Consider the following 25,422-nt stretch of genomic DNA (forward strand, 5'->3'; position numbering starts at 1 on the left):
CTTTATTTGATTCCAATATTCATTTTCACATCTCCAATAAGAGCATTTCTTGTCTCATTTCGATCAGCTTGGTTTTACTCTCCATGACCGCTTTGACATCGCCTGAAGCCATCGCATCATGCAGCGTAGCTAGTTCGTAATCCAGCTCCATACGCAAAATAGGAATCCGATCATCGGTTCGTTTGGATCGCAGCGCTTGCATGACTTCCTCTACGGTCACGGCAGGCTCCTTCTGATACAGCACTTTATGTTCGATACCGCTAATCTCGACCATTCGAATAATTTCACCGAACATAATATTCTCAATGAGAATTTGCCGATCCTTGAATCTTTTTACTACAGCATGACCACGTGTATCACCAATCAGCTTCTCCATCATTTCGGCTAGCTTCTCATCTTTGAAGGAATAATTGCCTACGATTTTATACTTTTCACCGATTCGTTCGAATTTCAGCTTAATCAGCTTGCGTCCTGTGCGAATGGAAATGATGAACTGCAGCTCGCTTTCGTTCCAATACAGAGAATAACCTTCCTGAATGAGTGCTTTAATGAAGTTCCGGATTAGCCGGCGATCAAATCGTAACTCTAGGTTGCAATACTCCACTTCATGACTCTTACTCACGGCAATCCCCTCCATAATTGGCGCTAATGATTTTGTTTAAATATTCAGACAACTTATCTGCTTACTCTTATCTTATTATGAATTCTATGTTTTAGCAACTTGGATTATTGACATTTTTTTAAGGAAAAACGTACAAAAAAAAAGCTGATGCCAGTATCCTATCGGCTTCAGCCCTAAATTGGAAGAAAACAGCCTCTGCCTATGCAGTACCTAATATAGGGATCTTTGAGCGTAGCTCAAAGTCTCTCCGCTGTGTTAATGCCATCCCCAGAAAAATCCATCGCGCTCCCAAGCCGCTTTACCGCCATGAAGTTTCTTAAAGATTTTCTTCACATCTTTGGAAATCGCTTGATTCCCATTTTCGTTCACATATATGAAGGATTCCCCAAAATGTTGAATTATATAGTCCACCGCTTCTTTCTGATGTAAAATACCCGCGGATTTCAACTGCTCCATCATCCATTCCGCAACTTCATTCGCCGTAACGGCCATTTGCATTCTCTCCCTTTATTCGTATGTTTCTGTGGCCTGTGCACAGGCGAGTGACGCTATTGTACCATTGTAACACAATCTTTTTGAAATCATCGTCCGAATAGGTACAGGAGCACAATCATCCTCTTAAATCCGAATAGCCCATTCATTCCTAGGGAGATCCCCATATGCTATCTCGTAAGACAAACGCATAGATTTTCGAATGGAAAGGGTGACATAAATGAGTTATGAAGCAGGCGTAGGTGTCGGTGGACATAGATCTTCTGCAGCCGTTTTGGTTCTTTTCATTTTGTTGGTAATTATTTCTAGTGCTTTCTTTATCTAATACATTTAAAAACGAAAGGGCTAATCTGCAGAAGCAGGTAGCCCTTTGATTTTTAATTAACTAACCTCAGCATCTCCCGGTCTAAGAATGACTGAACCGACACCCAAAAGAATCAGTCCAAACAAGGTGAGTACGCCCATGTGCATCCACATCTGGGACAGAGTCTGACCAGAAGCCATTCGCTGAATGGCCTCAATCACCCACTTTTGCGGAACGAAATTCGCAATCTTCTGCATCCAGTCCGGCATCAGGCTGATCGGCCAGAAACATCCACCGAGCATACAAGTTGGAGTAACAACGAGAGAATTAATCATGCCCATATTCGACGCATTTTTAACCATACTAGTTACCGCGCTGGCAATTCCCATGCTGGCTAATAAGAAAAACTCCAACAAAATAAACTGCGATACAAACGGAAGTCCATAATCATAATTCGTTACATAACGCGTAAATAAAAGAATGACAAGCACCTGCAGCGTCCCAACCAAGAAACTGCCTATGAAGTTCCCAAGTACAATTTCGAAAGAATGAATGGGTGCCGAATACGTTCTAGCCATGGTGCGTTGTCTTCGATCATCCATAATCACGGAAACGGTATTATTGATTAACCCCATCATAAACATCAGCATGAAACCAATTACTGTGTGCATATTCGGATTCACATACAAATTAAGATCAGTGACTTGTGCCTTCACCTGATGCTTCTCCATCTGTGAAATTGTCTTCTCCACTGCTTCACGAAGCGCTGCATCTTGGAGCCCTTGCTGGCTATGCAGTTCAATCGTTCCTTGATATCTAGATAGAATACTATCCAGATTGATTTTAAGCGTAATCGAAGCCTCATTGAGGTTTAGTTGATACATATCTATTGGCGCTGATGCACCTTTCATCAACATCTCGCTGAATCCTTCAGGAATGAGAAAGGCGCTGCTCACTTTTTGCTTCGTGACAACTTCTTTAAGAGCTGTTTCAGAAGCTTCTTCCTTGAGCCGATAATCTGGCAGCATCGAAATCTCTTGCAAGAGATGGGAACCCATCGCTCCCCGATCCAAATTGATATAAGCAATATCAACCCCGTGCTCACTCTGTTGACCAAGTACACCAATAATTAGCGAAACTGTTGCGGCTGGAATGACTAAATACATCAGAAAGCTTTTTTTCTGAAAAAGTGTACGACGCAGCATATTGAGCGCTATAAATAAGCTATTCATGATATCCCGCCTTCCGATAGACAATCAGGGTTAGAAGCAACAATCCCCCACTAATACAAGCTAAGATTGATATATGATGCCCTATAATTGAAGCGTCACTTCCGAGCATAATGCGAAACATACTCTGCATGGCCCAGTGATTGAGCGTAAACTCACCCATCCGCTGCAGAAGACCTTCTGGTAGAGGTGTGAAGCCTCCACTTAGGAAAGTCATGGCAAGAATGATCATTTGGAACGTCGTACTGATTGCTTTAGACGATTTCGCTGCCAGCATAATCAATATAGCTAGGCTCATCGAAGCGACGATAATCAATAAGCAAATCAGGAAGAGGTGGAAGAAGTCATTTCCCCAATCGACACCATAAAACAGAATGGTTGCACCAATAACGAGCGCTGCCTGGACGATCGAACTGAAGATACTTCCTATGATTTTACCCAATAAAATTTGATATTCATGAATGGGCATCGCATTTAATCGGGATAACGTGTGCCTTTCTTTCTCTCCTTGCAAACCCAATGCCGCCCCCATGCCCGAGTATAACAAAAACATGACTAGCATAGACGCTGTGTAATACTGCATTGCCGTATAGTTGGAATTAGAAGAAGTAAGCTTGCCTAGCCGTACATGCGAAGAAGCCTCCGATATCGGTTTGAATGAACCGTCACTACCTTGTTTCTGCAATAGCTCCGCAGCCCCGGGGCCTGCTGAAATAATCGCCGATTGCATGTAATTAACTTGATCCAAAAAGGAGCGAAGCGTCATCTTAGCGGTCAAATTCTGCCCATAATCCTGGCCTAGTATCATCTCCCACTCCGCTTCTTTTCCTTCAAGCACGCGGCTGCTAAAATCACTTGGAATAATGAGTGCAAAATCCGAATCCCCTGACTTGAGCCGTTTTACCGCTTCATCACGTGATTGAATGTTCAAAGGCTGTATGATCTTCATTATCTCCGGTGTACTGAGAAAGCTTTTAAACCCTGCGCTTAAGACTCCTGAATCAGACTGCACCACATCTACCTTAACGGGCTTCAGTGTACGATCTTCCATTTTAAAAGCGCCTGATAGCGCCGAACCCAAAATGAATATAAGTAAAAGCGGCATCAAAAACTGAATAATGAGTACATAACGCATGCGCATAAAACGCAATATTTCATACTTAGCAATAATCCAAATCGGCATGATGACCTCCTCCTAATCCCGTAAGGTTCTTCCGGTCAACGACAGAAATAATGCCTCAAGATCAGGCTCCACCTGCGTGAGCGATTGAATTTTCACTTCGTGTTTGGAAAGGATGAACAGGATATCCTGCAAAAAGGCTTGCGAGGAACCCACCAGCAGCTCAAGTGCCTGTTCTTGAATAGTGACTTGCTTAATCCGCGGATGATCCCTTAATTCTTTGACGGCTTCTTCCTTCAGGTTAGCTGCTTGAATGATAATTTTATTGTCCTGCTCAACTTTACCGCGCAATTCTTCTTGAGTCCCACAAGCAATGAGATGCCCATGATCCATGATGCCGACCCGTGTGGATATCGCAGACACTTCCTCCATGTAGTGTGAGGTATAAATGATCGTTGAGCCCATACGGTTAAGTGTCCTAACTGATTCCAGAATGTGGTTTCGGGACTGAGGATCGATGCCAACGGTAGGTTCATCCATAATAATCAGCTTTGGACGATGCATTATTGCACACGCAATATTCAACCTTCGCTTCATCCCGCCGGAAAAGGAACTTGGTCTATCACGAGCGCGATCCAATAATCCTACAAATTCTAGCGCTTCCTCCACTCTTTCTTTCAGCAGTTTACCTCTTAATCCATATAATTTTGCAAAAAAAGTGACATTTTCTCTTGCTGTTAGGTTTTCGAAGATTGCGAGCTCTTGTGGAACAAGACCAATTCTCCGTTTCACTTCAATGGTATCTTTCGCAACCGAGAGCCCATCAACAAACATTTCGCCTTGATCAATTTTGAGCAGGCCGCTCAGCATTTTGATCGTTGTGCTTTTCCCGGCCCCATTCGGGCCTAACAATCCGAAAATTTCACCTTCATGAATCGATAAATTCAAATGATCGACAGAAATTTGATTGCTATACTTTTTGACAACATTTTTTATTTGAACAAAGCTCACAAGATCCTCTCCCTTTTCCGTTTCCCCTTTTTCCAACAGGTGTTATTACAATCATTGTATCTCCAAGGAATCCCGTTAACAGGTAGAATAAGTCATTATTCAAAGGTGACAAAAGTCATTATCTGTCTATTAGACGTGTTAACCCACTTGGTTTGTATGGTATACTTTGCTAATACTTGCCCTGCAAAGGAAGGAAATCGATTGACACAATTACGCTCGTTAACCCGTTATTTACTCATTCTCATTCCAGCGATTGCCTCGATGTATCTCGAAAGCTATTCATCCAATGGCATGTATGTTTTCCTCATTCTTTTATTCATTTGGATCGCTGAACTGCGCAGAACGATATTCTCGAGATCAGCATGGATGCTTTTACTCGAAATCGGATTCAGTGGATGGATGTGTTATCACTATGACGGCATTTTGTTCATCACCTTTTACTCCACGCTCTTATCCTATATAACCACCGTAAATAGTCATATTCGTTACTATTTCGTGAGTATTCACTTGATTCTATTGAACATGTCCTTACATAGTCAGCCAAGCAGCTACTACCTTATTGCCAATCTCATCTTCTTGTCTCTGACGATGCTCCTGCTGCAGATGCTCCAGACTGAGCAAAACAAAGAGGAAATTGAGCTGCTCTACGATAGGCTTCGGAGGCAGCATTACGAGCTGGACGAAGCTCGCGTTCAGTTAATGGATTACGCCCGAAAAGTCGAAAACATCGCACAAACGGACGAACGCAATCGGATTTCCCGAGATATTCATGATGAATTGGGACATAAGCTGATCCGGCTCAAAATGATGATGGAAGCATCCTTGCAGATCCTTCCAACTCAACAGAAGAAAGGCGTAGACATGTTAATGTCGGTCCGTGACCAGTTAACAGAAAGCATGGAACTGCTGCGCTCAACCGTACGTAGACTGAAACCAGATGAAGAAACGTTGCAAACTTACTCGCTGGGGAAGCTCATTGAAGGACTGATAGCAGATAAAGGAATATCTATCGAAGTTGAGATGCAAGGTATGCCCTACGTGCTGTATCCGAGTCTAGAGTTCATTCTATACCGTAATGCGCAAGAAGCCATCACGAATGCCATTCGTCACGGGTCCGCAACCCAGATTCTAATTCAGTTAACGTATGAATCCAAACAGATTACAATGTGTATTTCGAATAACGGTAAACTGCCTAATGAGCGTAGTATGAACGGCCTCGGAATGTCAGGCATGGAAGAACGAAGCAAGCTCATTGGCGGTCAGCTTACTGTGTCGATCGAGGATCGATATACAGTGAAGACTGTCTTGCCCACTTTTCGCCAAATTGAATCTACCTAAGAAAGGGTTGAACACAGCATGATTCATGTGCTCATTACAGACGATGATCCATTCATCCGCGAAAGCTTACAATTAATCATTGGACTTGACGAAAATATTAGGGTCGTTGGCACGTGTACGCATGGAGACGAAGCTCTTGCTTTTATCCAGAACGGCGTCAAGGTTGATGTTGTCCTTATGGATATTCGAATGCCAATCTGTGACGGTGTACAAGGCACATTGAAGATTAAGCAAGCTTATCCGAATATTGCTGTGCTTATTCTGACCACATTCGACGATGATGAATTTATCGTTCAGGCCTTACGAAACGGAGCCAGCGGTTATCTGCTCAAAAATATTTCGCCGGATCGGATTATTCAGGGAATCAAGACGGTAGAACAAGGCAATCTACTTATTCATGCGGATATTGCCAAGAAATTGACGACTTTTATCAGCGCTAGTTCATCTCCAAACGTACCTGCACCCAAACCACTTAGTGGATATGGATTAACAGCCAGCGAACAAGCAGTCGTAGCAAAAATTGCTGAAGGTCTATCTAATAAAGAAATCGCCCAGGAGCTATTCCTGAGCGAAGGTACCGTTAAGAATTATATTACGGAAATTCTCAGCAAGCTGAACCTCCGAGATCGCACGCAAATTGCTATTTTCTATTTAAAAAAGCAATCTGGCACCAGTAGTTAATTATTTAACTCTCGTCACCTGGATGTCCTCTTTGGAGGAGCTTCCAACCACATAATCAGGCTTATTATTATTGCCATTTATTTGCGTTAGTTTAAGAGTTGTACGATAGAAATGCCCATTTTCCGTAAGTAAGTAGCTGTATGTATTCTCTTCAGGCAGCGCATCAATGATAATCGGATTCGTCATGTAAGGTACTTTATTGATCTCATAGTATCGGAAACCTTCCACGTATTCTCTGATTGTCTTGAGCTTGACTGGATCCTGCTCCCCTGTAATGACGATAGGTTCATTCATGAGATAGGAAATTTGCGGCGTTTCTTTCCAGCTCTTTTTCATTTCTTCTTCGCTGACATAGATATCCTCTGAATACTTTTCCTTCGCTTTCCGCAATCCGCCTGTAGAGACACCCATTCGGTCCAAATCTTTCAATCGGTAATACGTCTGATCCGTCATATTAACAAGAACCGGGTAAGTCCCTCCTAAATAATCCAAGTACTGTGGATATGGGTATTGCAGCACAATTTCTGTATAATTCGTTTCGTTACCTTCCGCAGGCTGCTGGGGATTAACACGGGAATTCAGATAGATTGTTTTCGTGCTATCCTTCCAATTGACAACCGCTCCTAGGTAAGTTCCTAGCTCCTTCACAGGCAAATAACTGGAATTATTATAAATTAAAGGCGGATTCGCCAGCTTCACTTCTTGCCCGTTCACGACGACTTTAAAATCATTTCTTAGGTAAGCATCAACGCGTTGCAGCACATCCTGTGCATAAACACCTGCTGTGAAACAAGTTCCCATTAAAGTACCAAGTACCGCAATTTTGGACCATTTTGACATACGCATAAGTATAAATTCTCCTGTCTTCCTAATTGATAGTTACCTCATATTTCGGCATGGTTCCACTTTTTTCCTGCTTTTCTGCCATAAAATCGGTCCAATGGCCTACTCCCTTTCTACGAAACTCGTAATCATTGCGGGAATACACGAATTGCTTTAGAATAATTGAAAACGTAATTGAAAAGAGGAATTAATCAGATGAGTTTCACTGGATTTGCACAGCATGATTTCGATACCTTTGCTATAGAAGGTCTCGATGGACGTATGGAAGCCATTCGAGAACGCATTCAGCCTAAATTTAAAGCATTAGGTGATTCTTTGACCCAGGATTTGTCCGTCCTTTCCGGTACAGAAATGTTCCTACATATCGCTAAACACTTAAGACGCAAAGTGAATCCTCCCGTTGATACTTGGTTGGCGATTTGTCCAAACAAACGAGGGTATAAACAGGTACCTCACTTCCAAGTCGGTCTATTTGATGATCGTGTTTTTATCTGGTTGGCACTTATTTATGAACTCCCGAATAAAAGTAACATTGCGACTACGTACATGAAAGAAATCGACCGTTTGCAAAGGGAAATTCCATCCGATTTCGTCCTTTCCTTCGACCATATGAAAAAAGACGTTACCTCCCTTGCCGATTTAGACCGCAGCGGCTGGAACGACGCACTAATTCGTTTCCGCGATGTCAAAAAAGCAGAGCTGCTTATCGGCCGCAACCTCAGTTTCAAGGATCCAGTGCTAGAGAAACCAGCTGAACTTGAGCTGCTTATTAAACAAACCTTCGAGAAGCTCATCCCTCTTTACAAGATGGCTGTGAACGCAAAGTAATTCGAATTTATGGAAATTTTTATGTGGGACTAATGTTCCTTTAAAGTAAAATTAACCCCTCCTGCACAGACTAAGCGCTGTAGTCCTAATCCAACAGGAAAGGAGGGATCCAACTAGTATGAACCCTACGTATATGAAAAAGCTAATGGTGAGCTCAATTGCTTTCACAATCGCTCTTGGCTGCAGTGCTCTTCCCTCCATAACGGCTGCCGCTCAATCTCCTTCTGAGGATCAGGAACAAACCATTCGTTTGCATCAGACCGATGAGAAGGAGCAAGGCGGTCATCGCCGAAAATGGCCAATTGTCGATGAGTCTGCTACTGTCATCGGCATTGACAAGGAAGTTCTCGTCAAAGCGCTGAAGAACGGCAAAAGCATCGTAGAAGCAGCTGCAGACAAAGGCATCAGTGAAGCCGACTTGACTGCCAAACTGCAGCAGCTTCGAACAGGCAAAATTGAAGCGGCCGTCAAAGATGGCAAGCTGACAGCAGATCAAGGCGAACACATGAAGATGAAGCTCAGTGAGCATTTGAAGTTCATCCTCAACGAGAAAAACCTGTTAGATGGTCATGATGGCCGTGGGAAGTGGCATAAGTTTGGACTGAAGCCAGATACAGAGAAGCTCGCTAAGACTCTCGGTTTAAGCACGGACGAGCTTCACGCCCAGCTCCGCTCAGGCAAATCACTGGCTGAGATTGCCCAGTCTAAGGGCATTTCGAAGGACAAGCTAGTAGCGTCCATTAAGGACCAGTTAACCCCATCTATTGAGAAATGGGTTGAACGGAAGAAAGACGCGAAAGTCAAAGACTGATAGTTGAAAGTGATAGCAAAAAGGCATTCCTCTGGGATGCCTTTTTGCTATTTGGGGTAAGGCGACGAAGCTCAGGAATGAATCCATATTCTCGGTTGATTGATGTTGTAAAAACAAACATGACGTCTACGACGCCACCCCCAAGAATGAAAATAATGTGCTTTTACGTTTTTATTTTCGTATAAAAGCGCATCAATTGGGCCTTAATCAGGCTATTTGGGAACAAATGAGCTCGAATTGTTGTACGAAATACAACAGTAGCAGGCTAAAACAGGTTGAGGAAGGTATATTGTTGCAGTAAATTAAAGTTGCTCGAATTGATGCATGTTCTAAGTATTGGTTGTGGTTGCCCGAATGGTGCGAGTGCTCAACATTGATAACCACTTTAGCCCATAACCCTTCACAATGTTGCTGAACGACTCTAATTCAAAATTTGGAGTCTCTTGGGTGTAGCTTGCTTTGTATCAACCTTTATGAACACTCTCATTTAAGGGCAGCGCAAGGCGTTTATTTTGTTGTTTGTTGAGCTGTAGTGCAACGTCAGGGTTTGTGATCCCCCCTTTTTTTATCCATTTAATAAATATCTTCAAAAATGAGTGATTACTCACTTCACAATGATCATAAGATAGCGTATGATGAGTGCATCAACAATAATGAGTGATTACTCACTTCTGAAAGAGGTGCAAGACTATGACAACGGACATATCTATTCAATTGCATGGTGTCAGCAAGCAATTTGACGAAAAGGTTGTTCTGAATGGCATTACTCTGGCTGTACCGAAGGCCCAGATTTTCGGATTGCTCGGCCCTTCCGGATCAGGGAAAACAACGCTTGTACGTATGATTGCTGGCATTGATGTTCCCACTTCTGGTACCGTTCATGTGCTTGGGCAGCAGATGCCCCAGTTAGCTATGCTATCGAAAATCGGCTACATGGCGCAATCGGATGCCCTATATGCAGAACTAACCGCTCAGGAGAATTTGGAGTTTTTCGCTTCTTTGTATGGGTTAACGGGTACAAAGCGCAAGCAGCGCATCCATGACGTCATGGAGCTTGTTGATCTAGGATCACATTTGAAGAAGCAGATTTCCAACTATTCCGGAGGAATGAAGCGCCGCTTATCGCTTGCTATATCTTTGCTGCATGAGCCAGGCATTCTAATTCTCGATGAGCCTACGGTGGGAATTGACCCTGTCTTAAGGAAATCAATTTGGCAAGAGTTGACGAATCTCAGCCAGCAGGGCACAACGATTCTTGTCACCACCCACGTGATGGATGAAGCTGACAAATGTCATCAGCTTGGGATGATCCGTGACGGCATACTCACTGCAGTAGGAACACCGGATGAGTTAAAACAAGCTACTTCCTCCGCAACGATTGAAGAAGCATTCCTTTATTATGGAGGTGTCAAGCAATGAGAATTCGCGCGATTGTGATCCGTATTTTACGCCAGTTCTTTCACGACAAACGAACTTTAATGATGATGCTTGTAGCTCCAATGTTAATTCTATTTATGATGTCATTAGTGTTTAACGGCAACACTTATGTCCCTAAACTAGGCGCTGTTAATGTCCCCGCTCCGCTCATTCAAAAACTGCAGGAGCTTAATGCTGAAGTAATAACCTACACGGCAGATGAAGCCCAAACTGAGCTAGACGCTGTGCATTTAGATGCCATCATTGCGATGAATGGGGCAGCACCGCAGGTGACCTTGGAAGGAAGTGACCCCAGTAAAAATAGAGCTGTGCTGTTCTTGCTTCAAAAAGCATTACAAAGCGCAGCGATCTCTAACGCTAACTCCAGCTCCAATTTACAAGCGCCAACCATCACCTATTTGCATGGCTCTGCCGATATGGCGGCTTTTGACAATTTCGGTCCTGTTCTCATTGGCTTTTTCGTCTTTTTCTTCGTCTTCCTGCTCTCTGGCGTTTCCTTCTTGAGAGAACGAACCGGCGGAACCTTAGAACGACTGTTGGCTACACCGCTTCGTCGGTGGGAAATCGTTGTCGGCTATATTCTTGGCTTCGGTATATTTACAACACTCCAAGCAACGCTCATTGCATGGTTCGCCACTAGCGTGCTGGGTCTAATGATGGTCGGATCTTTCTGGTATGTTTTGCTGATCACGGTCCTGCTTGCGCTGGCTGCCCTATCACTAGGAACGCTGATTTCTGCTTTCGCAAACAATGAATTCCAGATGATTCAGTTCATTCCGCTCATTATCGTACCCCAGGTATTCTTCTCAGGCTTATTCAGCCTCGATACGATGTCAGTATACCTTCGTTGGATCGGTGTCATCATGCCGCTTAAATACGGAGCAGATGCCCTAAGGAATATTATGATCCGCGGTGCAGGTTGGGATCGTATTTGGTTGGACGTTCTCGTGTTAGCAGCATTCACGATTTGCTTCATGATCTTAAACATAGTGGCACTCAGGAAGCACCGTAAGATATAATGTTAGGATGTCTTATGTTGCAAGACCAGTTTTGCTAAATGAAGAGGTGAACACATTGTCCCAAGTTGAACCATGGTTAACTGAGCTTCTGCGTCTAAATGACGAGGAAGAAAAGATGACCGATAAACAGATAAAAATTGTTCAAGCGGCCGTAGAGATTTTCTCTGAGAAAGGATTCGCAGGCTCCTCGACAAGTGAAATTGCCCAAAAAGCTGGCGTAGCGGAAGGTACCATATTCCGTCATTATAAAACGAAAAAAGAACTGCTGCTCTCGATCGTTGCCCCCATTATGACGAAGCTCATTGCACCGTTTGCAGTGAAAGATTTTACCAAAGTGTTGGAAGCTGATTATCCTGATGTTGAACAATTCTTACGAGCCATCACGGTGAACCGATTAGAATTCGCCCGTAAAAATTTTCCTGTTATCAAAATTTTCATGCATGAAATCCCTTTCCATACGGAACTGCGTGAAAAGTTTAAGGAAACCGTTGCCGTATTAGTGCTGGAAAAAGCTTATAAAGCCATACGTCATTTTCAGGCTGAGGGTCAATTAATCGAACTTCCCGAAGCTACGAGCATGCGACTCATTGCCTCTACAATCATTGGCTTCTTGATTACTCGATTTTTGTTTGCACCAGATTCAGAATGGGATGAATCCCAAGAAATCGAGTACACGATTAACTTCATCATGCACGGCTTATCGCCTCGCAAGCCATAACTTGCCGCTAAACAAAAAAAAGCTGCACACCAGTCTTCCCCCATTGGGAAGCTAGTGTACAGCTTTTTTTATCTGTCAGGCGGTTTGCTGTTGCGCCCGCGTCTGACGATCTACAAGCACGAAGCGCTGCAGCAACAGGATCGCTGCTAAGCAGAGCACGCCGCCGATAATGAACGGCAGCGAATGCGCGATAGCGAATACCGCTCCGCCGAGGAGCGGGCCTGCAATGCGGCCCAGACTGTCCATAGAGGAGCTGAGGCCCGTCGCAACGCCCTGACCTACTTTCGTTCGCTGTGTAATCAGCGACGTCACACACGGGCGTATGAGGGCGTTACCTGCGCCGAAGACCGATAAGTAAATCGCAGCGGTAACGACGCTGCTCGAGTACAGCAGCAGGAAGAACCCTGCAGCTGATAGCAATAGCCCGATGCCGATCACACGCTGCTCGGCTCCCTGTTTGACCAAACGGCGAACAACGCCGCCTTGGATTAAGGCGCCAACAATACCGCTTGCTAAGAACATCATGCCGATATCGAATGGCGTTGCGCCAATCTTGTCCATTTGATAATACTGTAGTGTCGCTTCCAACCCTGCCAATGTGAAAGATACGAAGAATGATAACACATAGAGGTACTTCGATGCCCCAGCGAAAGCTGTCCATCTAGATGGAGCTTTCTCCTTCACGGAGGTGCGTTTGTCTACGGACAGCGATTCTTTCAGTATAGCAAATGCAAAAACAAAGGAAGCTAGTGCGAGTCCAGAAGCTACAAAGAATGGAAGGTAAGTCCCCCAGCGGCTTAAAATACCGCCGATTGCTGGACCGAAGATAAAGCCTAACCCAATCGACATCCCCACCATACCCATGCCTTTTGTCCGATTCTCTGCGGTTGTAATATCAGCTACATACGCCACAGCACAAGCCGTTGCTGCTCCTGAAAATAATCCGCCTAGAATGCGGGATACGTACATGATCCACAGATTACCGTCGGCGAATCCAAATATCAAAAAGCTAACACTAAACCCAAGCAGACCAATTAAGATAATCGGTCTGCGTCCGATGCGATCCGATAGTCCTCCCCAAATGGGGGACATGAGAAAAGAAGCTGCGGAATAGACCGACAATAGCAGCGCGTTATGATATTCAGCGCCTGCACCTTTAACAACTTCCGGCAGTACAGGAATGATGATCCCGAAACCTACGAATATAGTCATCAACAACAGCATGATGATTCCAATCTGTTTATTCATGATGCTTATAATCCTCCAAACGAAACATTTTCCCTTATCGTACCATACCTTTTTTGGGGATGGAAATGAACATTTGAAGAACAAGCAGCAGTACCAGGACTAGGCCACTCATCAAGAATGGTGCATGATAGCCATACACATCCCAAAGCTTACCAGAAACGATCGGCCCAATGATCATCCCCAGTCCTTCTATGGTTAGGAAGAAGCCCCAAACTGCGCCTCGTTTCTCCGGTGGAATGGCTGATGCAATGAGCGCATTCCAAGAAGGAATAATGAAGGCATAGCCCGCCCCAAGAACGGCAACCAATGCATAAAGCAGCATCATTGACTTCGCGAAGGTAAACAACAAAAGTGCAGAAGCGCTTAGCATAAAACCTGCGACCAAAAATGGACGAATGCCTAGACGATCAACCAATTTCCCCATCGGAACTAAGAAAATGACAGTAACAGCTCCACCAGCAATTAGAAACATGCTGTATTGAAAAGATGTAAGCATCAATACCTCTTTGGCATAGAGTGTGAGAATGGGTGTCAGAATACCAAGAGCGAACGTTTGCAGGAACATCGCGGGGAATAACAGCGGGCTAACAGACATAGAGCGCCGTACTTCACTTAGATATGTTTTTATCCGCTCCAAGAGTGGTGCTACAGCAGCTCGGTTAGAAACCAGGGCTTTCTCCGCCCTGCCCTCTCCATCCGTTTTTGCCACGCCATTCTTTCTTGGAAGCATGAGCGCAACAATAACGACAACCGTCATACAGCCGATCAATAATCGAAATCCGGTGCCGTAGTTATTTTCTCCAACGAAAAAGTTAATCGCTACCGGTCCCAGTCCAACGCCCGAGAGCCAAGCCATATAGACAACGCTCATGATCGTGGCTTTACCATCATCGCCGGCCACTTCCGTCGTTCCTGTGATCACACAAGGCCATAATGGCGCCGTACCAAAGCCAAGAAGCGCACATCCTACGATCATCCAGATATACTGAGATGTCGTTGCAATTAGAATGACTGAAACAAATGTCAGCAGCACACCTGTAAGCATGGTTGTTCGGTAACCCAACTTGTCAATAATCCAGCCAACGGGTGTACGAAGCACATTATCACCAATATATTGAGCAGCTAGCGTCCAGCCGATAATAAATGCGGAAGCACCTAATGTCGTTTTCATATATACGGGTAAAATCGTTAAAAGTAAGGCTCCCTTCACAAATTCGACGACAAACATAATAATTAACAATTCGATCACAAATGGGGAAAACAAGCGATTATTCCGCCATTTTTGCATCCAAACCATAAGATTTCTCCTTATTTTGGCGTATTTTTACAAGTTGCTGTTAGTTTTACCTGAACTAGCACAAACTATTTTCAAAAAATTAGCTTGCATGAAATCTCTATTTTGATATACTCATTTTGTTTGTTGCAATGTTCGACAAGCAATCCACTATAGAAGGGAAGCGATAATCAGGTGGATCATACCCGTACCCCCCTGTTCACTGCACTGCTCACACATGCTGAGAAAAATCCAATTCAATTCCATATTCCAGGCCATAAAAAAGGAGTCGGCATGGACCCGGAGTTTCGTTCCTTTATTGGGGACAACGCGCTGTCTATCGACCTCATCAATATAGCACCGCTGGATGACCTACATCAACCAATGGGCGTGATTGAAGAAGCTCAGAAACTTGCTGCACACGCCTATGGAGCGGATCACACGTTCTTCTCCGTACAAGGGACAAGCGGCGCCATTATGACCATGATTATGACCGTTTGCTCGGAAGGCGATAAAATTATCGTTCCGCGGAATGTACATAAATCCGTATTGGCCGCGATTATTTTCGTAGGCGCTAAGCCCGTTTTCATCCAACCTGCTCGTGATAAGAACTTAGGTATTGATCACGGAATTCCGACACGTTCTGTTCGCCGCGCACTCGAAAAGCATCCGGATGCCAAAGCTGTTCTAGTTATCAATCCCACCTACTATGGCGTATGTACTAATCTTAAAGAGATTGTTGACCTTGTTCACAGCTATAACATGCCTGTCCTTGTGGATGAAGCACATGGCGTGCTCATTCATTTCCATGATAAATTGCCGATGTCTGCGATGGAAGCCGGAGCCGATATGGCCGCGACCAGCGTGCATAAGCTAGGTGGTTCCATGACACAAAGCTCAGTTCTTAACGTGAAAGGGAATCGTGTTAATCCAAAGCGGATCCAGACCATTATTTCGATGCTTACAACAACTTCAACTTCTTATATATTGTTAGCCTCATTAGATACTGCCCGCAGACATTTGGCGTTAAATGGCTATGCAATGGCCGAGCGCACGATAGAACTTGCTCAGTACACAAGAAAACAGATCAACGAAATCAGCAACCTCTACTGCTTCGGGGAAGAGATTTTGGGTGAAGAGGCGACTTACAACTATGATCCGACGAAAATATGCGTACACGTTCGCAAGCTTGGCATCACTGGCTTTGAAGTCGAGAACTGGTTGCGCGATCATTACAATATTGAAGTCGAGATGAGTGACATGTACAACATCCTGTGTCTAATAACGCCGGGTGATACCCAAGAGAACGTCGACACCCTATTGGATGCCTTACGCGAGCTCTCTCATATGAATGATGACGTTGTCGAAGTCAAGGAAGTCGTAATCAAAGTTCCTGCAATTCCGCAATTAACTTTGACACCACGGGATGCCTTCTATGGCGAAACCGAAATACTTCCATTCAAAGACGCTGCGGACCGCATCATTGCCGAATTCATATACGTGTACCCACCTGGCATTCCCATTTTGCTTCCAGGTGAAGTGATTACCCAAGAGCTTATTGATTACATTGTGGAGCATGTAGAAGTTGGGTTGCCTGTAAAAGGACCTGAGGACCGCAGTGTTCAAAATGTGAAGGTAATCGTAGAAACACAAGCGATTTTCTAGTATCCGCCTAGAGCGGTGTATATATTGTAAAACCGTTTACATGATGCTATGATGTTGGTGATGTTTAGCGAATGAGGTGAACAAGGAATGGCTCAAAGCGCTTATATTAAATTCGTAACAGGATCCACAGTTGCCGCACTCACCTTAGATGAACTAAAGGAAAGGCTGCTGCATTACCGTGATCAGCTCAGTCAGACAGCCAAGCAGCTTGGCTGGGAATATGACGAGGCCGGATTCCCTTATACCATTGAGACGAAGCCGGAAGGCGAAGGCAAATGGTTCTACCTGAAAGGTATCAATCCTCTATACAAATATATAGTGATTGGTGTTGGGAATGAGCAGATCCAAGAGAAAGAGCAGCATTATGTGCAAGTCGTGTTGCCCGACGACGCCACACATGGCGACAAAAGCAAGGGCAATGAATTCTGCAAATACCTTAGTAAACTGCTGAAAGCTGAACTTCATCTATTCAACGGCAGAATCATGTATTTCAATCCTAGAAAATGAATGTATGCAAACAGAAACCCCCTAACAGATTATTCTGCTAGGGGGTTCTTATGTATAGCTCTTATTCTTCGCCTTCTTGAGCTACGATCTCATTGTAAATAGTCACTACACGTTCCCACTCTTCTTCATCTTCAATGTTGACAAGGAAGGCATCGTCGTCCTCTTCTTCAACACGGAAAATAACACCGTCAGCTTCAGGATCGTTGCGATCGAGCAACACAGCATAAGCCTGTTCTTGAGATTGGAAGGTGTAAACCATCACCATCTCATGCTCTTCACCGTTCTCGTCCGTTACGATAAAAACATCTTCCCCTTGCTCGTGATCGTGGTCACAGTCCGGGCCGTGTACATGATCATGCTTATCATCGCTCACAGGCAGAACCTCATTTCGTCGAATAATTAGTTACTTAATTATCCTAACATTTTCATAATAAGAGGTCAAACCACTTTCGAGTTTGCTTTTCCTACTCGGATTGAATCTGCTTCTCAGATACGACTGAGTAGTCGTTAGAACCATCTTGCTTCATGGCAAATTTAACGACGTACGTACCCGCCTCGTTAAAGGAAACGCCATACAAAGGTACTTTCAACCAAAACGATTCTTTGGATTCCGAGATTGATTTTACAACCGGTGTAATAACGCTCTTCCCACTTGGTGATACAACAGAAACCCGCACAGAATTAATGCTTGTCTTCAAATTATCGACTTGAGCAAAAACGATAAAGTCTGCTTCCTTGCCCTTCTCTACAACACCAAAAGGAACGATAGCGGAGTCTTTGCGCACCTCAGTCGTAAAGAACATGTGCACATTTGGTTTGTATAAGTAGGCAGTCTTGTTCGAGTTATCCCATTTCACCAATGCTTGAAGCGCATCACTTACTGCGCGCAGCGGCAGAACGGTTTTACCATCAACAATAAGAGGCGGAACATCTGAATCCCCGAATTCCACCGTCTCTTCATTAACGATTAATCGGGCAATATTATTTCCTTTAAAATCCCCCCATATCGATGAAGCCACCACTGCAGCCGTACTTAGAACAAAAAACATCAGCATCAACGCTAAAATCCGTTGAACTTTCATTCGCGTAACCTCCAGCTCTTGTTAGTAATCTTTGTGTCTGCATCTTTATACTCCGATGATTAAGAAGAGTTGCGATGATTATTAAATTTTGATAAAAAATCCAGAACACGCTTTGTATAAGCCTCCGGCTGCATGTGATAGGAGCCGACATGCCCCGCTTTTTGTGTGACCCAAAGTTCAAATGCATCCGGGTGACGGCTCCACATTCCTTCACTGTTAGACCAAGGAATAGCCTCATCATCTCGACTATGAATAAATAGAATCGACCTAGGATAAATGTGATCTACCGCGGCAAGCGCATCAACGCGATGTGGGTTGATACCAATTAATCTAGGTAAAATAAGTAGAATTAAAGGTGTAAAAGGAATCCGCGGAAGATTAGACCATACAGGCAAATTGTCCCTCAAGTAAGGACTGAGCTGACTAAAGGCACTATCTGTGATGACCCCTAACACAGCCCTCTCTTCGGCTGCTGCTAAGATGGATGTACTTCCGCCCATTGAAAAGCCGATCAAGCAGATTTTACTTGGTTCGTGCTCCTGAACCCAGTCGATAGCACCGAGTACATCTTGCTTTTCCAAAAAACCTACCGTAGTTATTTTTCCTTCCGATTTCCCCGAGTTCCGAAAATCAAACATAAGCACATGATAGCCTGCTTCGACAATGGATTTAGCCAAAGCCAGCGCCGGAAGCCCTTTTTCCAGACGTGTTCCTGCATAACCATGAGACATAATAACGGTCATTGGATTAGCATCAGTTGGAGCATAAGGAGACTTCAAAAACCATCCATCTAATCGGACATCTCCAGATCGGCTTGGGAAACTAATATTCTCCATGTGCAAACCATAGTCGTCAGGCGAGGCATCAACCGGCTTACGTTGCGGATGTGTGAGCTGCCAACCTACATAGACCGATATACCTATTAGAGCTAGACAGACAAGAACAAACAAAATACTACTAACCATCCAAATCATGAAGGAATCAACACCTTTTAATTAGATAAAATATAGGGTTTACCCGCCTTAATTTATTCATTTTTGTATAGTATTGGCTCTATTCATTCAAAAGTGTCTGCACATAATGGTTGAAATTCCGCAACCTCCCATGCTACATTAGAAAAAGATGGTTTTTGTCGAACAATGGAGGCTGCTGAATGAGTTTGCAAATTCAAATGTTGGGAACCGGCAGTGCGTTTGCCAAAACATTTTACAATACAAGCGCATTAATCCGTTCAAATGAAATGAACATCCTAATCGACTGCGGGGCAACAACGCCAAGATCGCTTCATGAGATCGGTGTACAGCCTGACCAAATTGATGGTATCATCATTTCGCACATTCATGCCGATCATGTGGGCGGATTAGAAGAAATCGCCTTTCGATTGTTATACCAATATAAGAATAAGAAAACCAAACTTTTCCTAACAGAATCGCTAGCAGGGGTCCTTTGGGAAAACACGCTAAAAGGCGGCATGTATAATCCCGCAGACGGTTTCAGCAGACTTGAGGATTATTTCGAAGTCATCCTTATCGAAGAAAATGTACCTACTAGCATCCAACCTGGTCTGACCATTGAATTTATATCCACACTTCATATACCTCATAAGCTTAACTACTCACTTTTTATCAATGGCCGAACGTTCTATAGTGCTGATACCCAATTTAATGAGGAACTTCTCGTTCAAGAAATTGTTAACAAAAGAAACTGTCATACCATTTTACACGATTGTCAACTAAGCGGAAACGGTTTTATTCATGCTACATTGGAAGAATTACTTACCTTGCCTGACTATGTACAGGAACGAGTCTATCTGATGCATTATGACGATGATATGATGAATTTTGTTGGAAAAACAGGCAGCATGACTTTCATCCATCAACATGAAGTGATTGAAATTCCGGAATAATTATATTTTACGATCAAAACCTAGGGATGAATTGTCCTCAAGGTTTTTTTTTTTGAGAAGAAGCGTGATACTTTTCAATTTTGTTTACTATTGTTAGAAGGGATTTAGTTCATAGACAGAGAACATGTCACAATGATGTGAGAAACCTCTATGGAGGCCATGCAAAGATGAGCGACCGCGTTTAGTTACATTCAGGAGATGATATGGTGGTTATCAATTGGATTTTTTATGTCTATGCACTTGTTTTTTGTCTATACACAACTATTTTGCATACTGCACTTAACATACCCTTACTTTTAGTAGGAATGGTCCTTTACATCATCAGTCTTAGACTTCAAATGCAGTATGCAGCAATCCCTTGGCTTCGCCTACTTTTCATTGGTTTTTTACATTACATCGGACATTCAAATCTTTGTCTTCCTTTGTACATCCTAACACTTTCCTTCGATATTTATAAAGAAGAAAGTCGCAAAAAATCTTGGTTGTTAGCTGCGTCCTATGCTCTCGTTTATCTTTGCAATGTTTATCTAATTATTGATTTTTCTAATAAAAACATGCTATGGATTCATGCTCTTAATAGTATACTTGCTTTTACCGCGGTAGCCTTATTCACACGAGCAGCTTATTCTACCATTAGACAAGCAGATTCATTAAGAAATGAACGATATTTATCTGCACAAAAGGATTCGCTAACAGGATTATATAATTACGAAGAGTCACATCGCAGATTGGAACAATACATACAGCAAAAGCAAAGTCTTGTTCTTATTCTTATTGATTGTACGGATCTGAAGGCAATGAATACAACTCGCGGGTTTCAAGCGGGGAATTTCATTTTGAAGCAAATGGCAGACCTCCTGCAAATCTTGTTTAAAGACTCCCTCTTTATAGCAAGGTACGGTGGTGATGAGTTCGCTGTCGTCATGCCGCTTAATCCAGATCATGATTCAACCACTTCTTTCAAGCTAAAGCTTGATTCTGAACTCCCTAAATTGACTGGCATTCAGATCACGTATGGCATTGCTAATTATCCGCTAGAGGGTTTGACGAAGGATGATCTCATTTTATTAGCCGAGCATAACTTATTCATGAAGAAACGTGAATCATGGTTAAAGCGCGAAGAGCATATGCTCAGATCAGAAAAACTGAGAGTCGTCGGTGAGCTTGCATCCGGGATGGCTCATGAAATTCGAAATCCGTTGACAACAGTAAAGGGATTTCTGCAAATCTCCAAGGCAAACGGTTACAATATTGAAAATTGGTATACAATGATCATGGATGAAATTGATCGGATGAGTGACTTAACAGCAGAATTCCTCCAATTCTCAAAGCCCCATCGCATTGATTTCCAAGTCGATTCTCTCCATGAGTGTGTACTTAAGGTTATTGCCTTGATGGAATCAGAAGCTACTCGTTTCGGCCATGAAATTCATTATCAAGAATGGATGGATCCGATACTCGTATGGATGGACCAAGATAAAATGATTCAGCTATTGCTTAATATTATTAAAAATGCTTGCGAAGCCATGGAAGAAAACGGCATTATCCACATGCAATTAAGCCGCGATCCGAAGAACGCGACATTAATTATTGCAGATAACGGTCCAGGTATTCCAAGTGAACAGTTAGAGAAGATCTTCCATCCCTTCTTCACGACAAAAGCAGCCGGTACCGGACTTGGTTTATCTATTTGCTACAAAATCGTTCAAGATCACCAAGGGACCTTGGAAGTCGAGAGCGAACTAGGAAAGGGTACTCGGTTTATCATAACCTTCCCAATAGTTGACGAAAATTCACAGAATGAAAAAACCGCTTTTCTTTAAAGCGGTTTTTTCATTCTGACATGTAGGATGCCAGCGTCATAGAAAGGTTCATCCGAGATAACTTTATAGCCAAGTTGGCTATAAAAGCCCTCTGCTTGACATTGTGCGTCGAGGATCGCAGCTGAACAATGCTTTTCACGAGCTTGCTGCTCCATTGCAAGAATCAATTGTTTACCTAGGGATTGGCCCCTGTATTCTTTCAAAACCGCTACACGCTGCAGTTTAGCCGTTTGTGGTTGATATTCATACCAACGAGCTGCTGCAACAGGCTGATCTCCATCTAACATAAGAAAATGATGGCACGCTTCAGGTGATTCATCTTTTTCATCAATTTCCTCGTGCGCAGGTACTTGCTGTTCTTCAACGAACACTTTGAACCGAACTCCAAAACAGGCTTGTAACTGATCTTTCGTTGTGACTTGAATGATTTCCATGTGAACTTCTTCCTTTCTAAGAACATTTCTTGATCTTATCCCATTCAAGAAAAGTTGTCCACATGTACCGTTCATACTATTTCTTGTTTTCCAGCATATAACTAAAAGCACCTATGGCAATACCCAGAAGCGCTCCCCCCACAACTTCTCTTGGCAAATGACCTAATCGTTCCTTTAAGGCTTTACGTCTTCGTGCATGGTACAAACCTGGGTGCTGTTTAGCCAATCTCTCGACTTGCTCATCAAGGTCGTTCACTTCAACCGCAATCTCTCCAGCAGCCCGCCGGATCCCCATCGCATCATACATGACGACCGCTCCGAAAACCGAACTCACGGCAAAATCGATCGCAGAAAGGCCTCTTTTCATCGCTATATAGGTTGCAAGTGCAGATACCCCCGAGGAGTGCGAGCTTGGCATTCCTCCTGTTTGGGTCAGCTGTGACCAATCCCACTTTCTAGTTTTCAAATAGAAAAGTGGCAATTTCATTACTTGAGCAGAACCAATTCCAATCACTGCTGTTGTCAATGCTCGATTCATAACTTTCACCTCACTTCTAGCATCCATCACAGGTTTAGATTCTATTCGAAAAGTTTGATACAATAGAAATGTTGAAGAAAGTTTTCCTGCGGAAAACTCGGCCATGCTTACGAAGAAAGTTTTCCTACGGAAAACTCTAAGGAGTGTTAATGAATGAATATTGCTTTTTTCCTTTTGCCTAAATCTGAAGTTATAACAACGACATTGCAAGCAACGCTGCGTCAAACATTAGAACGTATGGAATATCACCGTTATACTGCTGTGCCTATTCTTTCCGATGATGGTCATTATGTAGGTACGGTTACCGAAGGAGATTTATTGTGGTTTCTCAAAAATTCAGACGGAATTGGCTTTGAAAATGCTCACCGTCATGTGCTGGCCGAGGTTCCTCTGCGTGTCCAAAATAAGCCAGTTCATATTCATGCCGAAATGGTCGATCTTATCGATTTGGCCAAAGTGCAGAACTTCGTGCCGATTGTAGATGATTCCGATAAATTTATCGGGATCGTTCGTAGGAGCGAGATTATCGAATACTGCGCGAAGCAGCTTGTGTTTAAAGCCCCCTCCGCTGCAGGAGAGAGGTAGTCCAGGCGCTATGAAGCAAGTAGATGACTTGTGTAATCAAATAGGCACTGCTCAGCATCAGAAATGGAAGCATACCGTACAAATAACGATCCACCGGAATAAATACCATATGGACACCTAAAAACAAGAGAAATGCCACTGTTAAATATTGAACCGAAGGCTTGCGAAAGCTGAAAATGATCATCGCTATGCTGCCTGCAGCAATTAAGAAAGTATGCAACTGAGTAAGTGCATTCGCATACCAAGCCGGTACGGAAAAAGGATAAGGTCCCACCCACATCGTTTTAAAAAACACGAGTAATTTCCCAATTGTCATCCATTTCATCCATAACAAAGGTTCCTGGGCCAAACCTTCTTTTATCCGTCTCATACCTTCAGCGAACTGATTATCTTTATCGATATGGTCCCAATCGATTGTACCTCGGAAATAGGGGTCCGTTCCTCCTAGGAACGGATTGCCCGCTTCCCCTTTGGCGATAAAAATAAAAGAATGAAAAGTCATCCAATTCCGAATCCACCAAGGCATCATCATACAGGCAAAAGACGCAGCTGCTAGTAATCCATAGGCTGCGTCTATTTTCTTCGCTTTCACCCAAAGAAACATATAGGGAACAACAGCTAGGGGAAGTATATTCGGACGAATAAGGACGCAAAGTCCAAGCAGCGCCCCCATCCAGAGATGATCCCGCCATTTGTTATCTTGTATGATGCGCACCTGCATGTAGAGCAAACCTGTAAAAACAGTCAAAAACGGAACCTCCGTCAAGATGAGTGAAGTTGACCAGACGTAAGAAGGATACACCGCGGCAAAAGCGCCGGCGATTAGCCCTGTTAAGGGGTTAAACAGCCTTTTTCCAATCAGAAATAGGAATACTATCGCTCCCAGTGAAATAAAGCAGTTCATGATACGAACGACCATTAATGCCGGCTCCAGCTGTTCATGGCCTGTAAGACTAAATACAGCCGCTAAGAGCAGCGGAAATCCGGGTGTCACGAGTGAGTTAGGCACCGTATCGCGATAGGCGAATATGCCTTTTTCTAGCAATTGAATCGCTGTCTTCGTGTACTCTAATTGATCCCACTCAAGTGGTGGGTATTCAGCTTCAAGCACATAATGAAGGCGTATATAAAGAGCTGCAACCATAAGCAGCAACAAGCCAAGCCAAACTCCGCGTTTCATAAGACCCTACTCTCCTTATTAGAACGAACCTATCTAGCCAACAGGAAGGCGCCTCCAACTAAGAAGAGCAGCCCTAACCATTGCGATGATGTAAACGATTCCTTTAATACCAACCAACCGAACAAAGCACCTAATACATACGCAATCGATTGGAGCGGATAAACACGGCTTAGATCGAATCGACTAAGAGCATAGAACCATATCAACGTAGCAATGCCATAAAGTAAGCATCCTACTAGAATATAAGGCTGCATTAATACGGTTGCTAAATTATCTATCCCTGTTAATGGCGTTCGATTGAGTGCTATTTTCCATACAATTTGACCACAGACCAAAAAACATACATTTAGGAATACAATGAGAATCGGAGCCATCGACAATATCATTCAGACCCCTTTCCTCGTAATTCTTCCTGCAGCAGCGCAACTTCTTGAATCAATCGGGTTAATTTGCGATGAAGCTTAGAGATAACTAGCGTCAAATGCATAATAAATACAAGTGAGAATAACAATCCCACCAGAAATAGCAACGAAGGTGCGTAGTAGATATGCATTCTATGCGATACCAAATCTAATAAGCTCGGAAACACACTAAACAATGCCATGATAAATCCTAGTACTAGCCAAAGAATGGCGTACTGCTCCTGCAGCTTTTGCCTACGAATAAGCTCTATGGAAATGAAAATAAACACCAAACAAAAAGTGATTGCCCAAACATACACATTCACG

At 43.4% G+C, this 25,422-nt stretch carries 29 protein-coding genes; 13 read left to right on the forward strand and 16 right to left on the reverse strand.

Features of this window, described 5'->3' with window-relative positions; genetic code table 11:
* Window positions 1-25: 25 nt before the first annotated feature.
* The gene (locus GC102_RS04470) at window positions 26-622 is read right to left on the reverse strand and encodes a YkzI domain-containing protein (protein ID WP_171648607.1); all 597 of its coding nucleotides are present in this window, start codon (window positions 620-622) and stop codon (window positions 26-28) included.
* A 255-nt stretch (window positions 623-877) separates the two neighbouring features.
* Window positions 878-1,114, reverse strand: a complete 237-nt coding sequence (locus GC102_RS04475; protein ID WP_056833181.1) for a DUF6953 family protein — start codon at window positions 1,112-1,114, stop codon at window positions 878-880.
* A gap of 220 nt (window positions 1,115-1,334) precedes the next feature.
* On the opposite strand from GC102_RS04475, the gene GC102_RS04480 reads away from it, so the two are divergent.
* Window positions 1,335-1,439, forward strand: a complete 105-nt coding sequence (locus GC102_RS04480; RefSeq protein WP_171688362.1) for a YjcZ family sporulation protein — start codon at window positions 1,335-1,337, stop codon at window positions 1,437-1,439.
* Between the two features lie 56 nt (window positions 1,440-1,495).
* Here the strand turns inward: GC102_RS04480 and GC102_RS04485 are convergent, their stop codons facing one another.
* Genes GC102_RS04485 through GC102_RS04495 form a run of 3 tightly spaced genes read right to left on the reverse strand, consistent with a single transcriptional unit; the run spans window position 1,496 to window position 4,778 of the window.
* The gene (locus GC102_RS04485; protein WP_171688363.1) at window positions 1,496-2,650 is read right to left on the reverse strand and encodes an ABC transporter permease; all 1,155 of its coding nucleotides are present in this window, start codon (window positions 2,648-2,650) and stop codon (window positions 1,496-1,498) included.
* Window positions 2,643-3,830 (reverse strand): ABC transporter permease, encoded by a 1,188-nt coding sequence (locus tag GC102_RS04490; protein ID WP_171688364.1) that lies wholly within the window; start codon window positions 3,828-3,830, stop codon window positions 2,643-2,645. Before GC102_RS04490 ends, GC102_RS04485 begins: the two co-directional genes overlap by 8 nt.
* Before the next feature lie 12 nt (window positions 3,831-3,842).
* A complete protein-coding gene (locus GC102_RS04495) occupies window positions 3,843-4,778 on the reverse strand; it encodes an ABC transporter ATP-binding protein (protein WP_171688365.1) in 936 nt (311 codons plus the stop codon).
* 201 nt (window positions 4,779-4,979) lie between these two features.
* Here GC102_RS04495 and GC102_RS04500 point away from each other — a divergent pair, with 201 nt between their 5' ends.
* The gene (locus tag GC102_RS04500; RefSeq protein ID WP_171688366.1) at window positions 4,980-6,116 is read left to right on the forward strand and encodes a sensor histidine kinase; all 1,137 of its coding nucleotides are present in this window, start codon (window positions 4,980-4,982) and stop codon (window positions 6,114-6,116) included.
* An 18-nt stretch (window positions 6,117-6,134) separates the two neighbouring features.
* A complete protein-coding gene (locus GC102_RS04505) occupies window positions 6,135-6,797 on the forward strand; it encodes a response regulator transcription factor (protein WP_171688367.1) in 663 nt (220 codons plus the stop codon).
* On the opposite strand, the gene GC102_RS04510 is transcribed toward GC102_RS04505, so the two are convergent.
* Window positions 6,798-7,643, reverse strand: a complete 846-nt coding sequence (locus tag GC102_RS04510; RefSeq protein ID WP_171688368.1) for a stalk domain-containing protein — start codon at window positions 7,641-7,643, stop codon at window positions 6,798-6,800. It abuts the gene before it with no gap.
* Between the two features lie 192 nt (window positions 7,644-7,835).
* Here GC102_RS04510 and GC102_RS04515 point away from each other — a divergent pair, with 192 nt between their 5' ends.
* The 5 genes from GC102_RS04515 (at window position 7,836) to GC102_RS04535 (ending at window position 12,453) form a co-directional block, all read left to right on the forward strand.
* The gene (locus GC102_RS04515) at window positions 7,836-8,468 is read left to right on the forward strand and encodes a YktB family protein (protein ID WP_171688369.1); all 633 of its coding nucleotides are present in this window, start codon (window positions 7,836-7,838) and stop codon (window positions 8,466-8,468) included.
* Window positions 8,469-8,586: 118 nt separating this feature from the next.
* Complete coding sequence (locus tag GC102_RS04520) at window positions 8,587-9,279, forward strand: hypothetical protein (RefSeq protein WP_171688370.1); 693 nt, start codon at window positions 8,587-8,589, stop codon at window positions 9,277-9,279.
* 690 nt (window positions 9,280-9,969) lie between these two features.
* The gene (locus GC102_RS04525) at window positions 9,970-10,698 is read left to right on the forward strand and encodes an ABC transporter ATP-binding protein (RefSeq protein ID WP_171688371.1); all 729 of its coding nucleotides are present in this window, start codon (window positions 9,970-9,972) and stop codon (window positions 10,696-10,698) included.
* Window positions 10,695-11,735, forward strand: a complete 1,041-nt coding sequence (locus GC102_RS04530) for an ABC transporter permease (RefSeq protein WP_171688372.1) — start codon at window positions 10,695-10,697, stop codon at window positions 11,733-11,735. Before GC102_RS04525 ends, GC102_RS04530 begins: the two co-directional genes overlap by 4 nt.
* Before the next feature lie 115 nt (window positions 11,736-11,850).
* Window positions 11,851-12,453 (forward strand): TetR/AcrR family transcriptional regulator, encoded by a 603-nt coding sequence (locus GC102_RS04535; protein WP_246320738.1) that lies wholly within the window; start codon window positions 11,851-11,853, stop codon window positions 12,451-12,453.
* A 75-nt stretch (window positions 12,454-12,528) separates the two neighbouring features.
* On the opposite strand, the gene GC102_RS04540 is transcribed toward GC102_RS04535, so the two are convergent.
* Window positions 12,529-13,701: an MFS transporter gene (locus tag GC102_RS04540; protein WP_171688374.1), complete on the reverse strand. Its 1,173-nt coding sequence runs from the start codon at window positions 13,699-13,701 to the stop codon at window positions 12,529-12,531.
* Between the two features lie 34 nt (window positions 13,702-13,735).
* Entirely contained in the window at window positions 13,736-14,998 is a 1,263-nt protein-coding gene (locus GC102_RS04545) for an MFS transporter (protein ID WP_171688375.1), read from the reverse strand.
* 171 nt (window positions 14,999-15,169) lie between these two features.
* Here GC102_RS04545 and GC102_RS04550 point away from each other — a divergent pair, with 171 nt between their 5' ends.
* Window positions 15,170-16,639: an aminotransferase class I/II-fold pyridoxal phosphate-dependent enzyme gene (locus GC102_RS04550; protein WP_171688376.1), complete on the forward strand. Its 1,470-nt coding sequence runs from the start codon at window positions 15,170-15,172 to the stop codon at window positions 16,637-16,639.
* A gap of 87 nt (window positions 16,640-16,726) precedes the next feature.
* Window positions 16,727-17,146 (forward strand): DUF1885 family protein, encoded by a 420-nt coding sequence (locus GC102_RS04555; RefSeq protein ID WP_171688377.1) that lies wholly within the window; start codon window positions 16,727-16,729, stop codon window positions 17,144-17,146.
* Window positions 17,147-17,207: 61 nt separating this feature from the next.
* On the opposite strand, the gene GC102_RS04560 is transcribed toward GC102_RS04555, so the two are convergent.
* From GC102_RS04560 to GC102_RS04570, 3 genes are all read right to left on the reverse strand, one after another.
* The gene (locus GC102_RS04560) at window positions 17,208-17,519 is read right to left on the reverse strand and encodes a DUF1292 domain-containing protein (protein ID WP_047672482.1); all 312 of its coding nucleotides are present in this window, start codon (window positions 17,517-17,519) and stop codon (window positions 17,208-17,210) included.
* A gap of 91 nt (window positions 17,520-17,610) precedes the next feature.
* Window positions 17,611-18,228 (reverse strand): stalk domain-containing protein, encoded by a 618-nt coding sequence (locus tag GC102_RS04565; RefSeq protein ID WP_171688378.1) that lies wholly within the window; start codon window positions 18,226-18,228, stop codon window positions 17,611-17,613.
* Between the two features lie 59 nt (window positions 18,229-18,287).
* Complete coding sequence (locus tag GC102_RS04570) at window positions 18,288-19,202, reverse strand: alpha/beta hydrolase (RefSeq protein WP_171688379.1); 915 nt, start codon at window positions 19,200-19,202, stop codon at window positions 18,288-18,290.
* Between the two features lie 179 nt (window positions 19,203-19,381).
* Between GC102_RS04570 and GC102_RS04575 the strand changes: the two genes are divergently transcribed.
* Both GC102_RS04575 and GC102_RS04580 read left to right on the forward strand, forming a co-directional pair.
* Window positions 19,382-20,134, forward strand: coding sequence for an MBL fold metallo-hydrolase (locus GC102_RS04575; RefSeq protein WP_171688380.1), 753 nt, complete (start codon window positions 19,382-19,384; stop codon window positions 20,132-20,134).
* Window positions 20,135-20,688: 554 nt separating this feature from the next.
* Entirely contained in the window at window positions 20,689-21,957 is a 1,269-nt protein-coding gene (locus GC102_RS04580; protein WP_281367625.1) for an ATP-binding protein, read from the forward strand.
* Here GC102_RS04580 and GC102_RS04585 read toward each other — a convergent pair.
* Entirely contained in the window at window positions 21,954-22,391 is a 438-nt protein-coding gene (locus tag GC102_RS04585) for a GNAT family N-acetyltransferase (RefSeq protein ID WP_171688382.1), read from the reverse strand. The two genes, GC102_RS04580 and GC102_RS04585, sit on opposite strands and share 4 nt — an antisense overlap.
* A gap of 76 nt (window positions 22,392-22,467) precedes the next feature.
* Window positions 22,468-22,929, reverse strand: coding sequence for a divergent PAP2 family protein (locus GC102_RS04590; RefSeq protein ID WP_171688383.1), 462 nt, complete (start codon window positions 22,927-22,929; stop codon window positions 22,468-22,470).
* A 153-nt stretch (window positions 22,930-23,082) separates the two neighbouring features.
* Between GC102_RS04590 and GC102_RS04595 the strand changes: the two genes are divergently transcribed.
* Entirely contained in the window at window positions 23,083-23,514 is a 432-nt protein-coding gene (locus GC102_RS04595) for a CBS domain-containing protein (protein ID WP_171688384.1), read from the forward strand.
* On the opposite strand, the gene GC102_RS04600 is transcribed toward GC102_RS04595, so the two are convergent.
* The 3 genes from GC102_RS04600 to GC102_RS04610 are packed head-to-tail and all read right to left on the reverse strand — an operon-like array spanning window position 23,483 to window position 25,421.
* Window positions 23,483-24,694, reverse strand: a complete 1,212-nt coding sequence (locus tag GC102_RS04600; RefSeq protein ID WP_171688385.1) for a glycosyltransferase family 39 protein — start codon at window positions 24,692-24,694, stop codon at window positions 23,483-23,485. The two genes, GC102_RS04595 and GC102_RS04600, sit on opposite strands and share 32 nt — an antisense overlap.
* Before the next feature lie 29 nt (window positions 24,695-24,723).
* Window positions 24,724-25,080 (reverse strand): EamA family transporter, encoded by a 357-nt coding sequence (locus GC102_RS04605; RefSeq protein ID WP_171688386.1) that lies wholly within the window; start codon window positions 25,078-25,080, stop codon window positions 24,724-24,726.
* Window positions 25,077-25,421: a DUF2304 domain-containing protein gene (locus GC102_RS04610; protein WP_171688387.1), complete on the reverse strand. Its 345-nt coding sequence runs from the start codon at window positions 25,419-25,421 to the stop codon at window positions 25,077-25,079. The genes GC102_RS04605 and GC102_RS04610 overlap by 4 nt, the downstream gene beginning before the upstream one ends.
* Window position 25,422 lies beyond the last annotated feature (1 nt).

Origin of the sequence: Paenibacillus germinis (genome assembly GCF_013141785.1) — a bacterium.
Taxonomy (GTDB): domain Bacteria; phylum Bacillota; class Bacilli; order Paenibacillales; family NBRC-103111; genus Paenibacillus_E; species Paenibacillus_E phytorum.

What these genes read in the sequence shown, in the direction of transcription:
- GC102_RS04520 (WP_171688370.1), top strand. Translation starts at nt 8,587, where the DNA reads ATGAACCCTACGTATATGAAAAAGCTAATGGTGAGCTCAATTGCTTTC.
- GC102_RS04475 (WP_056833181.1), bottom strand. Translation starts at nt 1,114, where the DNA reads ATGGCCGTTACGGCGAATGAAGTTGCGGAATGGATGATGGAGCAGTTG.
- GC102_RS04545 (WP_171688375.1), bottom strand. Translation starts at nt 14,998, where the DNA reads ATGGTTTGGATGCAAAAATGGCGGAATAATCGCTTGTTTTCCCCATTT.
- GC102_RS04565 (WP_171688378.1), bottom strand. Translation starts at nt 18,228, where the DNA reads ATGAAAGTTCAACGGATTTTAGCGTTGATGCTGATGTTTTTTGTTCTA.
- GC102_RS04575 (WP_171688380.1), top strand. Translation starts at nt 19,382, where the DNA reads ATGAGTTTGCAAATTCAAATGTTGGGAACCGGCAGTGCGTTTGCCAAA.
- GC102_RS04555 (WP_171688377.1), top strand. Translation starts at nt 16,727, where the DNA reads ATGGCTCAAAGCGCTTATATTAAATTCGTAACAGGATCCACAGTTGCC.
- GC102_RS04570 (WP_171688379.1), bottom strand. Translation starts at nt 19,202, where the DNA reads ATGATTTGGATGGTTAGTAGTATTTTGTTTGTTCTTGTCTGTCTAGCT.
- GC102_RS04585 (WP_171688382.1), bottom strand. Translation starts at nt 22,391, where the DNA reads ATGGAAATCATTCAAGTCACAACGAAAGATCAGTTACAAGCCTGTTTT.
- GC102_RS04600 (WP_171688385.1), bottom strand. Translation starts at nt 24,694, where the DNA reads ATGAAACGCGGAGTTTGGCTTGGCTTGTTGCTGCTTATGGTTGCAGCT.
- GC102_RS04490 (WP_171688364.1), bottom strand. Translation starts at nt 3,830, where the DNA reads ATGCCGATTTGGATTATTGCTAAGTATGAAATATTGCGTTTTATGCGC.
- GC102_RS04510 (WP_171688368.1), bottom strand. Translation starts at nt 7,643, where the DNA reads ATGCGTATGTCAAAATGGTCCAAAATTGCGGTACTTGGTACTTTAATG.
- GC102_RS04535 (WP_246320738.1), top strand. Translation starts at nt 11,851, where the DNA reads ATGACCGATAAACAGATAAAAATTGTTCAAGCGGCCGTAGAGATTTTC.
- GC102_RS04580 (WP_281367625.1), top strand. Translation starts at nt 20,689, where the DNA reads ATGCTATGGATTCATGCTCTTAATAGTATACTTGCTTTTACCGCGGTA.
- GC102_RS04485 (WP_171688363.1), bottom strand. Translation starts at nt 2,650, where the DNA reads ATGAATAGCTTATTTATAGCGCTCAATATGCTGCGTCGTACACTTTTT.
- GC102_RS04605 (WP_171688386.1), bottom strand. Translation starts at nt 25,080, where the DNA reads ATGATATTGTCGATGGCTCCGATTCTCATTGTATTCCTAAATGTATGT.
- GC102_RS04505 (WP_171688367.1), top strand. Translation starts at nt 6,135, where the DNA reads ATGATTCATGTGCTCATTACAGACGATGATCCATTCATCCGCGAAAGC.
- GC102_RS04480 (WP_171688362.1), top strand. Translation starts at nt 1,335, where the DNA reads ATGAGTTATGAAGCAGGCGTAGGTGTCGGTGGACATAGATCTTCTGCA.
- GC102_RS04595 (WP_171688384.1), top strand. Translation starts at nt 23,083, where the DNA reads ATGAATATTGCTTTTTTCCTTTTGCCTAAATCTGAAGTTATAACAACG.
- GC102_RS04515 (WP_171688369.1), top strand. Translation starts at nt 7,836, where the DNA reads ATGAGTTTCACTGGATTTGCACAGCATGATTTCGATACCTTTGCTATA.
- GC102_RS04540 (WP_171688374.1), bottom strand. Translation starts at nt 13,701, where the DNA reads ATGAATAAACAGATTGGAATCATCATGCTGTTGTTGATGACTATATTC.
- GC102_RS04530 (WP_171688372.1), top strand. Translation starts at nt 10,695, where the DNA reads ATGAGAATTCGCGCGATTGTGATCCGTATTTTACGCCAGTTCTTTCAC.
- GC102_RS04590 (WP_171688383.1), bottom strand. Translation starts at nt 22,929, where the DNA reads ATGAATCGAGCATTGACAACAGCAGTGATTGGAATTGGTTCTGCTCAA.
- GC102_RS04525 (WP_171688371.1), top strand. Translation starts at nt 9,970, where the DNA reads ATGACAACGGACATATCTATTCAATTGCATGGTGTCAGCAAGCAATTT.